At 59.4% G+C, this 12,410-nt stretch carries 10 protein-coding genes; all 10 read left to right on the top strand.

Annotation, left to right across the window (positions count from 1 at the left end; all coding sequences use genetic code 11):
• Positions 1-5: 5 nt before the first annotated feature.
• The 10 genes from nuoL (at position 6) to ABID16_RS05290 (ending at position 12,179) form a co-directional block, all read left to right on the top strand.
• Entirely contained in the window at positions 6-1,997 is a 1,992-nt protein-coding gene (gene nuoL / locus ABID16_RS05335; RefSeq protein WP_354555291.1) for an NADH-quinone oxidoreductase subunit L, read from the top strand.
• Complete coding sequence (locus ABID16_RS05330; RefSeq protein WP_354555290.1) at positions 1,997-3,508, top strand: NADH-quinone oxidoreductase subunit M; 1,512 nt, start codon at positions 1,997-1,999, stop codon at positions 3,506-3,508. The genes nuoL and ABID16_RS05330 overlap by 1 nt, the downstream gene beginning before the upstream one ends.
• A gap of 19 nt (positions 3,509-3,527) precedes the next feature.
• Positions 3,528-4,970 (top strand): NADH-quinone oxidoreductase subunit NuoN, encoded by a 1,443-nt coding sequence (nuoN, locus tag ABID16_RS05325; RefSeq protein ID WP_354555289.1) that lies wholly within the window; start codon positions 3,528-3,530, stop codon positions 4,968-4,970.
• The gene (locus ABID16_RS05320) at positions 4,970-5,740 is read left to right on the top strand and encodes a biotin--[acetyl-CoA-carboxylase] ligase (protein WP_354555288.1); all 771 of its coding nucleotides are present in this window, start codon (positions 4,970-4,972) and stop codon (positions 5,738-5,740) included. The genes nuoN and ABID16_RS05320 overlap by 1 nt, the downstream gene beginning before the upstream one ends.
• 2 nt (positions 5,741-5,742) lie before the next feature.
• Positions 5,743-7,413: a ribonuclease J gene (locus ABID16_RS05315; RefSeq protein ID WP_354555287.1), complete on the top strand. Its 1,671-nt coding sequence runs from the start codon at positions 5,743-5,745 to the stop codon at positions 7,411-7,413.
• A 33-nt stretch (positions 7,414-7,446) separates the two neighbouring features.
• Positions 7,447-7,851, top strand: coding sequence for a methylmalonyl-CoA epimerase (gene mce / locus ABID16_RS05310; protein ID WP_354555286.1), 405 nt, complete (start codon positions 7,447-7,449; stop codon positions 7,849-7,851).
• Between the two features lie 160 nt (positions 7,852-8,011).
• Positions 8,012-8,287 (top strand): DUF1467 family protein, encoded by a 276-nt coding sequence (locus tag ABID16_RS05305; RefSeq protein ID WP_354555285.1) that lies wholly within the window; start codon positions 8,012-8,014, stop codon positions 8,285-8,287.
• A gap of 544 nt (positions 8,288-8,831) precedes the next feature.
• Positions 8,832-10,154: a proline--tRNA ligase gene (gene proS, locus ABID16_RS05300; RefSeq protein WP_354555284.1), complete on the top strand. Its 1,323-nt coding sequence runs from the start codon at positions 8,832-8,834 to the stop codon at positions 10,152-10,154.
• 20 nt (positions 10,155-10,174) lie between these two features.
• On the top strand, positions 10,175-11,479 hold the full coding sequence (locus ABID16_RS05295; protein WP_354555283.1) for a lipoprotein-releasing ABC transporter permease subunit: 1,305 nt from the start codon (positions 10,175-10,177) through the stop codon (positions 11,477-11,479).
• Positions 11,480-11,495: 16 nt separating this feature from the next.
• The gene (locus ABID16_RS05290; protein WP_354555282.1) at positions 11,496-12,179 is read left to right on the top strand and encodes an ABC transporter ATP-binding protein; all 684 of its coding nucleotides are present in this window, start codon (positions 11,496-11,498) and stop codon (positions 12,177-12,179) included.
• Positions 12,180-12,410 lie beyond the last annotated feature (231 nt).

Raw genomic sequence — 12,410 nt, 5'->3', positions numbered from 1 at the left:
GAACCATGGACATGCTCTACAAAGCCATCGTCTTCCTTCCGCTGATCGGCTTCCTCATTGCCGGCCTTGGTGGCAACACCATTGGCGCAAAAGCCTCCGAATTCGTCACGACGAGCCTTATGATCGTCGTTGCCGTCCTGTCCTGGGTGGTCTTCTTCAACGTGGCGCTCGGCCATCACGAGGAAGTCATCAAGGTTCAGGTCCTGCACTGGATCCAGTCCGGTGGTCTCGACGTGTCCTGGGCGTTCCGCATCGATACGCTGACCGCCGTCATGTTCGTCGTCGTCAACACCGTGTCGTCGCTCGTGCACCTCTATTCGATCGGCTATATGCACCACGATCCGCATCGGCCGCGCTTCTTTGCCTACCTCTCGCTCTTCACCTTCGCGATGCTCATGCTCATCACGTCGGACAACCTGCTGCAGATGTTCTTCGGCTGGGAAGGCGTGGGTCTCGCGTCCTACCTGCTCATCGGCTTCTGGTTCAAGAAGCCCTCGGCAAGTGCTGCCGCCATGAAAGCCTTCATCGTCAACCGCGTAGGCGACTTCGGCTTCGTTCTCGGCATCTTCAGCGTCTTCGTGCTGTTTGGTTCGATCAACTTCGACACGATCTTCGCCGCCGCTCCGACCTATATTCCGGCTGAAGGGCAGGGCAAGGTTGTCATAAACCTCTTCGGCATGCAGCTCGATCAGGCCCATGCGATCACCGCGACCTGCCTGCTGCTTTTCCTGGGCGCTATGGGCAAGTCGGCGCAGTTCCTGCTGCACACCTGGCTTCCGGACGCCATGGAAGGCCCGACACCGGTTTCGGCCCTTATCCACGCTGCAACCATGGTCACCGCCGGCGTCTTCCTCGTCGCCCGCATGTCGCCGCTCTTCGAATTGTCGCATGATGCGCTGACCGTCGTGACGATCATCGGCGCGATCACGGCCTTCTTCGCCGCGACTGTCGGTCTCGTCCAGAACGACATCAAGCGCGTGATTGCCTATTCGACCTGCTCGCAGCTCGGCTACATGTTCGCAGCGCTCGGCGTTGGTGCCTATGGCGCGGCCGTGTTCCACCTCTTCACGCACGCCTTCTTCAAGGCGCTTCTGTTCCTTGGTGCCGGCTCGGTCATCCACGCCGTCGATGGTGAGCAGGACATGCGCTACATGGGTGGCTTGCGCAAGCACATCCAGATGACATACTGGGCCATGATGATCGGCACGCTGGCCCTGACGGGTGTCGGTGTTCCCTTCACGGTGATCGGTACGGCAGGCTTCTTCTCCAAGGACGCCATCATCGAAGCGACCTATGCCGCGCACAGCGCTTCCGGTCAGTTCGCCTTCTGGCTCCTGGTCATCGCCGCCTTCTTCACGAGCTTCTACTCGTGGCGTCTGGTGCATATGACCTTCCACGGCAAGCCGCGCGCCTCGCATGAGGTCATGCACCATGTACATGAATCGCCGATGGTCATGCTTCTGCCGCTCCTGATCCTGTCGATCGGCGCACTTCTGGCCGGCGTCGTGTTCCACGAGCATTTCTTCGGCGAAGAGTACAAGGAATTCTGGAAGGGCGCGCTCTTCACGCTCCCGGCCAACGAGATCCTCCATCACGTTCATGAAGTGCCGGCTCTGGTTTCGCTCAGCCCCTTCATTGCGATGGTGCTCGGCTTCCTGCTGTCCTATTGGATGTATATCGTCTCGCCGCACATCCCGAAGGTTCTGGCTGAACAGCATCGGGTTCTCTACCAGTTCCTCTTGAACAAGTGGTACTTCGACGAACTCTACGACTTCCTGTTCGTCCGCTCTGCCAAGTGGCTCGGCAACTTCCTCTGGAAGGAGGGTGACGGCCGCGTGATCGATGGCTTCGGCCCGAACGGTGTTGCTGCCCGCGTCATGGATGTGACCGGTCGCGTTATCCGGCTCCAGTCCGGCTATCTTTACCACTACGCGTTCGCGATGCTGATCGGTATTGCCGCGCTCGTTACCTGGATGATGTTCTGGAGTGTCCTCTGATGACCGATTGGCCAATTCTGACCGTCGTCACCTTCCTGCCGCTCGTCGGCGTGCTGCTGCTGCTTTTGACCCGCGACGACTCCCCTTCGGGCCGCCGGAATGTTCTGACCATTTCGCTGCTGACGACTGTTGTGACCTTTGTGGTTTCGCTCTTCGTCTGGATCGGCTTTGACAATGCCAATCCCGGCTTCCAGATGGTCGAGAAGCATGCCTGGCTGAACACGGGCATTTCCTATGCTGTCGGCGTTGACGGCATCTCCATGCTCTTCGTCATCCTCACGACCTTCCTCATGCCCTTCTGCGTGCTGGCCAGCTGGTTCGCCGTCGAGAAGCGCATCAAGGAATACATGATCGCCTTCCTGATCCTGGAAGTCCTGATGCTCGGTGTCTTTGTATCGCTCGACATCGTGCTCTTCTATGTGTTCTTCGAAGCAGGCCTGATCCCGATGTTCATTATCATCGGTGTCTGGGGCGGCAAGGATCGCGTATACGCATCGTACAAGTTCTTCCTCTATACGCTGCTCGGTTCCGTTCTGATGCTGCTTGCCATCATGGCCATGTATTGGGACGCCGGCACGACCAGCATTCCGGAACTGTTGGCCCACAAGTTCCCGGCCGGGATGCAGACTTGGCTCTGGCTCGCCTTCTTCGCCTCGTTTGCGGTCAAGATGCCGATGTGGCCGGTCCACACCTGGCTTCCAGACGCGCACGTTCAGGCCCCGACGGCGGGTTCGGTCATCCTGGCCGGTATCCTCCTGAAGCTCGGTGGCTATGGTTTCATCCGCTTCTCGCTGGCGATGTTCCCGGTCGCGTCCGAACACTTCGCACCCTTGGTCTTCACGCTATCGGTTCTGGCGATCATCTATACGTCGCTGGTCGCGCTGATGCAGACCGATATCAAGAAGCTGATCGCCTATTCGTCGATCGCTCACATGGGCTATGTCACCATGGGCATCTTCGCGGCCAACGTTCAGGGTCTGCAGGGCGCGATCTACCAGATGCTCTCGCACGGGATTGTCTCCGGCGCGCTCTTCCTCTGCGTCGGCGTCGTATATGACCGCATGCATACCCGTGAGATCTCGGCCTATGGCGGTCTGGTCAACAACATGCCGAAATACGCCGTCGCCTTCATGATCTTCACGATGGCCAACGTCGGTCTTCCGGGTACGTCCGGCTTCGTCGGCGAATTCCTGACGCTGATGGGCGCATTCCGCGCGAACACCTTCGTGGCTCTCTTTGCCGCGACGGGTGTCATTCTTTCGGCCGCTTATGCGCTCTGGCTCTATCGCCGGGTCATCTTCGGTGCGTTGGACAAGGATACTCTGAAGAGCCTGCTGGATCTGTCGGCACGCGAAAAGCTCATCCTTTATCCGCTGGCCATCCTCACCATTTTCTTCGGCGTCTATCCGGCTCCGGTCTTCAATGCGACCGCTGCCTCCGTGGACCTGCTGCTCAAGAACTATACTGCTGCAATCGAAGCCGCGCATTCTGTCGCGGTCACGATGAACTGACGACGGGATTAAAGAGATCATGACCGCAGAAACGCTCATTGCCAGCCTGCAGCTTTCGCTTCCGGAGCTGGTTCTCGCTGTCGGCGCGCTGATCCTTCTGATGATCGGCGTCTTTTCCGGCGACAAGTCGGTTGGCACCGTCACGGGGCTTTCGGTGCTGCTGCTGATCGCTGTCGGCGCGCTCATCGTGTTGAAGGGCGTAGACGGCACGGCGTATGCCGGTGCCTACCGCTCGGATGCCTTCGTTCGCTTCATGAAGGTGCTGGCGCTTGCCGGTGCCGGCGTTGCGCTCATCCTGTCGATCGGCAATCGCCGGTCGGAACCGGACCAGCGCTTCGAATATCCGGTACTGATGGTGCTGGCGACGCTCGGCATGATGCTGATGATTTCGGCCAACGACATCATCTCGCTCTACCTGTCGCTCGAGCTGCAGTCGCTGGCGCTCTACGTCGTTGCAGCGATCAACCGCGACAGCCTGAAGTCGACCGAAGCCGGCCTCAAGTACTTTGTGCTTGGTGCGCTCTCCTCGGGCATGCTGCTCTATGGCATGTCGCTGGTCTATGGCTTCACCGGCCAGACGGGCTTCTCGGAAATCGCTGCAGCACTGACTGCCGAACATCGTTCGCTGGGCCTCGTATTCGGTCTGGTCTTCGTGCTTGCCGGCATTGCCTTCAAGATCTCGGCCGTTCCGTTCCACATGTGGACGCCGGACGTGTATGAAGGCGCGCCGACCCCGGTCACGGCCTTTTTCTCGGCCGCGCCGAAGGTTGCGGCCATGGCGATCCTGATCCATCTCGTTGCCGTTGCCTTCAAGCCGATCGTGCATGACTGGCAGCAGATTATTGTCTTCATCTCGATTGCCTCGATGGCCCTTGGCGCCTTCGCCGCAATCGGCCAGACGAACATCAAGCGCCTGATGGCCTATTCGTCGATCGGTCACATGGGCTTTGCGCTGGTCGGCATCGCCGCCGGCAATCAGGAAGGCATCTCTGGCGTCATGCTTTACCTCGCGATCTACTCGGTCATGTCGCTTGGCGCATTCGCCTGCATTCTCGCGATGCGCGTCAAGGATGGTACGGCGGTGGAAGGCATCGACGATTTGTCAGGTCTTTCCAAGACCAACCCGATGATGGCGCTGGTTCTGACGCTTCTCATGTTCTCGCTGGCAGGCATACCGCCGCTCGCCGGGTTCTTCGCGAAGTATTTCGTCTTCATGGCCGCCATCAAGGCGAACCTTCTGACGCTCGCTATCCTTGGTGTTCTGTCCTCGGTCGTCGGTTGCTACTACTACCTGCGTATCGTCAAGGTCATGTGGTTCGATGATGCCAAGCAGGAGTTTGCCCGTCCGGCCGGCGAACTGAAGCTGATCTACGGCCTCTCCGGCCTGTTCGTGATCGGCTACCTGCTGATCGGCGGCCCGCTGGGTGCTGCGGCTGAAGCAGCTGCCCGTTCCTTCTACTGATGGACGGGATTGAAATCAGCCGAAAGCCGGTCACCGGCTTTCGGCACATCGAACTGAACGAGACGCAGTCGACCAATCTCGAATGTCTCGAACGTGCGCGCGCTGGCGATCCGGGCCATCTCTGGATCACCGCCCGCAGGCAGAGCGGAGGCCGTGCGCGCCGCGGTCGCTCCTGGGTCTCCGAGCCCGGTAATCTTTACGCCTCACTGCTGCTGATCGACCCTGCGCCGCTCGACCGCCTGGCGAGCCTGCCACTCGCCGTATCGCTCGCCGTCTATGATGCCATCCGTCGCGAGCTTCCCGCGGATATCGATGTCCGCATCAAGTGGCCCAACGATGTTCTTGTCGAGGGCTGCAAGGTGAGCGGTATCCTGCTTGAGGGGGAAACTCTTCCGCAAGGCCACCACGCGCTGGTCATCGGCTGCGGCATTAATATTGTGCACAAGCCGACGGAGACGCTGTATCCGGTGACATGTCTCGCGGAACGCGGCGCAACCTGCACCCCTGACATTCTGTTCGCGCGCCTTTACGAGGCGATGGAGCACATGCTGTCGGTCTGGAACGGGGGCGAGGGTACCTCCAAACTGGTGGACCAGTGGCGGCAGGTTGCCAAGGGCATTGGCGAGCCGGTGACGGTCAATCTTCCGGATCGCTCGTTGCAGGGCGTTTTTTCGGGGATTGATGCGCAGGGCATGCTATTGCTCGATCTGCCCGACGGAACGCGTCAGGCAATCGCTGCAGGCGATGTATTTTTCTTGGGAAGAAGTTGAGAATGGCGAAGTCTGACGAACTGGTATTTCTGCCGCTCGGGGGCGTGGGCGAGATCGGGATGAACCTCGCACTCTACGGTTATGGTCCGTCGACAAAGCGTCAATGGATCATGGTCGATTGCGGCGTCACCTTCGCCGGCCCCGATCTTCCGGGAGCAGATCTCGTGCTGCCCGACATCGCCTTCATCAAGGAACGTCGTAACGATCTCAAGGGCATCATTATTACGCATGCCCATGAAGACCATTATGGCGCTCTGTCCGATCTTTGGCGCGAGCTGAATGTCCCCGTCTATGCCTCGCCCTTCACAGCTGGCATGCTGGAAGCGAAGCGCGAATACGAGGCGAGCCGCGGCGAAGTCCCGGTCACCGTCTTCAAGGCCGGCGACAGGATCAATGTCGGCCCGTTCGAGATCGAGGCCGTCGCCGTGACGCACTCTATCCCAGAACCGATGTCGCTCTTCATCCGCACCCCGCTCGGCAATCTCATTCACACCGGCGACTGGAAGATCGACCTGCATCCGTCCGGTGGCCCGCTGACCGACGAGGCCCGCTTTCGCGCGCTCGGCGACGAGGGCGTGCTGGCACTGATGTGCGACAGCACCAATGCCATGCGCGAAGGCATTTCGCCGTCCGAGAAGGATGTTGCGGATAGCCTGACCAAGATAATTGGCGAGGCCGAGGGTCGCGTTGCGATCACCACCTTCTCGTCGAATGTCGGTCGCATCCGCTCCATCGCCGAAGCCGCTGAACGCGCCGGTCGCGAAGTGCTTCTGCTGGGAAGCTCGATGAAACGCGTCACCGATGTCGCGCGCGACTGCGGTCTCATGGAAGGCGTCAAGCCTTTCATCAACGAGGACCAGTATGGCTACATTCCGCGCGACAAGGTCGTCGTGATCCTGACCGGCAGCCAGGGCGAGGCGAGGGCGGCTCTGGCCAAGCTCTCCCGCGATGAGATGCGTAATGTGGCGCTCGCGCCCGGCGATCTCGTGGTCTTTTCATCGCGCACGATTCCAGGCAACGAAAAGCCGATCCTCGACATCTGCAACGGCCTGATCGACCAGGGCATCAAGATCATGGGCGACGCCGATGCGCTCGTTCATGTCTCCGGCCATCCGCGCCGGGCTGAACTGCGCCAGATGTATGAATGGGTTCGCCCGAAGATACTCGTTCCGGTTCACGGCGAGGCCGCGCATCTGAATGCGCAGGCCGAGCTCGGCACCAGCGCCGGTATTGAGACGGTCCAGCAGGTGCGTAACGGCGACATGCTGCGCCTTGCGCCCGGACCGGCTGTTATCCTTGAGAAGGTCCACTACGGCCGCATCTACAAGGACGGCAATCTGATCGGCGACTTCGACGAAGTGGGAATTGGCGAACGCCGCAAACTCGCCTATGTCGGTCATGTTGCGGTCAACGTTCTTCTCGACGCGCGTTACGACTTCGTGGACGATCCGGACGTCGTCAGTTTCGGCCTGCCTGCCTTCGACGAGGAGGGGGACGCGATGGATGACGCCATTTATGACGCAGTCCTGGGCGCGGTAGAAAGCATTCCGCGCGCCCGCCGGAAAGACCTTGAGGCCGTCAAGGAATCGGTGCGCCGTGCCGTGCGGGCGACGGTCAACCAGAGCTGGGGCAAGAAGCCGGTGGTCACCGTGTTTCTCAACCGGGTGACCTGAACCGGGCTACCATAACCGGACTGAGGAGAAGCAATGCTGGGCAGGGTCAATCATATCGCCATCGCCGTTCCTGATCTGGCCGCCGCAACGGCTGTATACAGGGATACGCTGGGCGCGAAAGTCTCCCAGGCGCAGGCGCTACCCGAGCACGGTGTGACGGTCGTCTTTGTAGAACTGCCAAACACCAAGGTGGAGCTTCTCGAACCGCTCGGCGAAGCGTCTCCGATCGCGGCTTTTCTGGCAAAGAACGCTTCCGGCGGCATGCACCACATCTGCTACGAAGTGGCCGACATCATCGCTGCACGGGACCAGCTCGCCGCGGGCGGTGCCCGCGTTCTGGGCGACGGAACGCCGAAGATCGGTGCACATGGAAAGCCGGTTCTCTTCCTGCACCCCAAGGATTTTCAGGGCACGCTGGTCGAGCTCGAACAGGTGTGACGCTTTGGCGCAGCGCCTCTTGGTTTCCCGGATCCCTTAAGTGATTGATATCTGTCAAGGGCTGACACGGTGTAGCCCCTCGCATGCTCTTTGCAGGCGGGACGGTTCGGCGTAAAGGAAGTTGCAGCAGAGTTGCGTGACGGCTTCGGGAGGATAGAGCGTGAACTGGTTCTTTGGCTTTGCCGTCTATTTCATCATCTGGTGGCTGTCGCTGTTTCTCATCCTGCCCTTCGGCTTCCGCAGCCAGCAGGATGAAGGTGAGCGCGTGCTCGGAACCATTGCCAGTGCGCCTGCAAATCACAGAGCGTGGCGCACCTTCCTGTTGACGACGATCGTGGCGGCCGTGATCTTTGCCGGCTGGTTCGTCGTCTCGATGTATTTCGGCTTTACCTTCGACTCCATTCCGCAGTTTTATCCCGACTATCGGTCGCTGTGAGTGCTGCCCGCTGCGCGCACGCGGATGTCGCCATCTCGACAACGGGGAAAAAATGTGAAGCGCGTAAATTTCACGCGATTCATTTGATGAAAACGATTAAATGAAAGCAAAAAAAAACAAGGCCTTTTGAGCCTTGTTTCCAAATTTTTCGCGTGACCCTTAGCCGTTTCCGGCGGCAGCGACTGAGCGCGCCTACGATCTGATCCTCCCAAGACTTGACCGCGAAATTAGCAGAGTTTGTTGATCTCTGCCTGTTTTGTAGGCTGAACCTAGCGAATAGATTCCCCCTTGTCATCAGGTTTTTTTGCATTTTTGACACAGTTGCCAGAATTTTTCCTATTGACAAAGATATTTCACATTCTCGTCATGCGGGTTATGCCGTTACGTAAGATGCCAGCAAGGCTGCATCTCAATTGTGCTGTTCCGGGACAGGTGGCATGGCGGGTTTTCTTCCGGGCAGGAAGCGTTTAAGAACGCTTCGAATTCGATAACCGCAAGCCCGATTCTCCAGCCTCTGGAGACGGCTTTTCGTCTGGAAACCGTCATGCGTCTCTCCCGCTTCTTTCTGCCTATCCTCAAGGAAAACCCCAAGGAGGCGGAAATCGTCTCTCACCGCCTGATGTTGCGCTCGGCCATGGTCCGCCAGCAGTCCGCCGGCATCTATTCCTGGCTGCCGCTCGGCAAGCGTGTGCTCGACAAGGTCTGCAAGATCGTGCGCGAGGAGCAGAACCGCGCCGGTGCCATCGAACTGTTGATGCCTACTTTACAGTCAGCGGAACTCTGGCAGGAAAGCGGCCGCTATGACGACTACGGCAAGGAAATGCTGCGCATCAAGGACCGTCAGGACCGCGCCATGCTCTATGGTCCGACGAACGAGGAAATGATTACGGACATCTTCCGCTCCTACATCAAGTCCTACAAGCACCTGCCGCTGAACCTCTACCACATCCAGCTGAAGTTCCGTGACGAGATCCGTCCCCGATTCGGTACGATGCGTTCGCGCGAATTCCTGATGAAGGATGCCTATTCCTTCGACCTGACGAAGGAAGGCGCCATCCACTCATACAACAAGATGTTTGCCGCTTATTTGCGCACGTTCTCGCGCCTTGGCCTGCGCGCCATCCCGATGCGCGCCGATACCGGCCCCATCGGCGGCAACCATAGCCATGAATTCATCATTCTGGCCGAGACCGGCGAGTCGGAGGTTTTCTGCCACAAGGATTTCGTCAATTTCGACATCCCCGGCGACAATACCGATTTCGACGACGTGCCTGCATTGCAGGCGATCTTCGACAAGTGGACCTCGGCCTATGCCGCCACGTCCGAAATGCACGACGCTGCCGAATTCGACGCGATCCCCGAAGGTGATCGTCTGTCCGCCCGCGGCATCGAAGTCGGCCACATCTTCTATTTCGGCACCAAATATTCCGAGCCGATGGGCGCGAAGGTGCTGGGCCCCGACGGCAAGGAACACACTGTCCACATGGGTTCGTACGGCATCGGCCCGACGCGCCTCGTTCCCGCCATCATCGAAGCCTCCCATGATGAGAACGGAATCATCTGGCCTCGGTCCGTGGCACCCTTCGACGCGATGATCATCAACATGAAAAGTGGTGATGCCGCCTGCGACGAAGCCTCTTTGCGCATTTACGAAAGCCTCGCGAATGCCGGCAAGGACATACTGCTGGATGATACGGACGAACGCGCCGGCTCCAAGTTCGCAACCGCGGACCTGATCGGCGTTCCGGACCAGATCATTGTCGGCCCTCGTTCGGTCGCCAGTGGTGAGGTGGAATTGAAGGACCGCAAGACCGGCGAACGTCAGACCCTGACGATCGAGGCGGCGATCAACAAGCTCATCGGCTGACCGCCGATCAGGGAGACGACATGGCGAAAGGCGATAGCGGCGCAAGCGCAACGGCAAACCGGATCACGAAAACGGGGCCGTTTTCCGCCTTCGAACGCATGGTGGCCTGGCGCTATCTCCGCGCCCGGCGCAAGGAAGCGTTCATATCGGTCATTGCCGGCTTTTCCTTCGTAGGGATCATGCTCGGCGTCGCCACGCTCATCATCGTGATGGCGGTGATGAACGGCTTTCGCACAGAGCTCATCTCCCGCATTCTTGGCGTCAACGGACACATGATCATTCAGCCCGTCGATACGCCGCTCAATAATTACAACGACCTGGCGCAGAAATTTGCTGCTGTGCCGGGTGTGAAAATGGCGATCCCGCTTGTCGAAGGCCAGACTTTGGCCTCCGGCAAGAATGGTGCGGGCTCCGGCGCGCTGGTGCGTGGTATCCGTGCAGAAGACATCACCAAGCTCAAATATGTGGCCGACAACATCAAGTCCGGAGACCTCGTCGGCTTTGCCGCCGGAGATGGCATCGCCATCGGTTCGCGGCTCGCCGCCTCTCTCGGGGTAGGTGTCGGCGACACGGTGACGCTGATATCACCGGAAGGTGATGTGACGCCGATGGGTGTCAATCCCCGCGTCAAATCCTACAAGGTCTCGGCCATCTTCGAGATCGGCATGTCGGAATACGATTCCAGCATCATCTTCATGCCGCTGGAACAGGCGCAGCTCTATTTCAACGCGGATGGTATCGTTCAGTCGATCGAGCTCTTCGTCAACAACCCGGACAAGATCGACGAACTGCGCGAGCCGATCGAAAAGGCTGCCGGCCGGCAGATCTTTATCACCGACTGGAGACAGCGCAATTCGACCTTCTTCTCCGCCCTGCAGGTCGAACGCAACGTCATGTTCATGATCCTCACGCTGATCGTGCTGGTGGCCGCGCTGAACATCATCTCCGGCCTGATCATGCTGGTGAAGGACAAGGGGCACGACATCGCGATCCTGCGCACGATGGGGGCCACATCCGGTGCGGTGATGCGGATCTTCTTCATGACGGGTGCTGCAATCGGCACGGCCGGTACCTTTGCCGGCGTCATCCTCGGTGTCATCGTCTGCCTGAATGTGGAGCGCATCCGACAGTTCTTCTCCTGGTTGTCCGGGACGACGCTCTTCAATCCCGAGCTCTACTTCCTGAGCCAGCTGCCGGCTGAAATGAATGTTGGCGAGACGACGTCGGTCGTTGTCATGGCGCTGGCGCTGTCCTTCCTCGCCACGATTTTCCCGGCCTGGCGCGCCGCCAAGCTGGATCCCGTCCAGGCGCTGAGATACGAATAAGAAGGTTCCAAACCCGATGAAGCAACAGGCAGTCCTGGAACTGAAGAACATCCGGCGCAGCTACGGGCAGGGCGATCAGGAGCTTGCGATCCTGAAGGGCGCGAATTTCACGCTGAGAAGCGGCGAAACCGTGGCCCTCGTGGCACCGTCTGGAACCGGCAAATCGACGCTTCTGCACATCGCGGGCCTGCTGGAGCGGCCGAGCGAGGGCGACGTCATAGTCAGCGGCCATTCCTGTGCCGACATGTCTGACGACGAGCGCACCGCCGTACGCCGTGCCGAGATTGGCTTCGTTTACCAGTTCCATCATCTCCTGCCTGAATTCAGCGCGCTGGAGAACATCATGATGCCGCAGCTGATTGCCGGGCTCTCGCGCAAGGACGCCGCCGAGCGCGCCGAACAGCTCTTGGCCTATATGCGCATCGGCCATCGCGGCACGCACCGCCCGGCTGAGCTTTCCGGCGGCGAGCAGCAGCGTGTGGCCATTGCCCGCGCCGTCGCCAATGCACCGCAGGTTCTGCTGGCCGACGAACCGACCGGCAATCTCGATCCGGAAACCGCCGGCTATGTCTTCGATGCGCTCACTGCGCTCGTTCGCCAGTCCGGCCTTGCTGCAATGATTGCCACGCACAACCACGAGCTTGCCTCGCGGATGGATCGTCGCATCACGCTCGATGAGGGCAGGATTCTCGAATTCTGAGAACCTGACCGGCAGCTCAGCGACACCCGGTTTCACGACAATCATTTCCACCGAGCCAGCCTGCCGCCGGGCGGAGTGGCAGAGTTTTGCTGTGATTTCAGACGCTTCCAAGAATCTTGCGAAGAGTGCTTGACTCTCTGAACGTAAGGAGAACATAGTGTGAACATAAGTGGAAAGGAGCCCGCCATGACTGACATCCTTCGTGATATCGCCGCATTCGCATCCATGACC

Origin of the sequence: Limnomicrobium aquaticum, assembly GCF_040545545.1 — a bacterium.
GTDB lineage: Bacteria > Pseudomonadota > Alphaproteobacteria > Rhizobiales > Rhizobiaceae > Ensifer_A > Ensifer_A aquaticum.
This window is presented reverse-complemented; position numbering and strand designations above follow the sequence as displayed.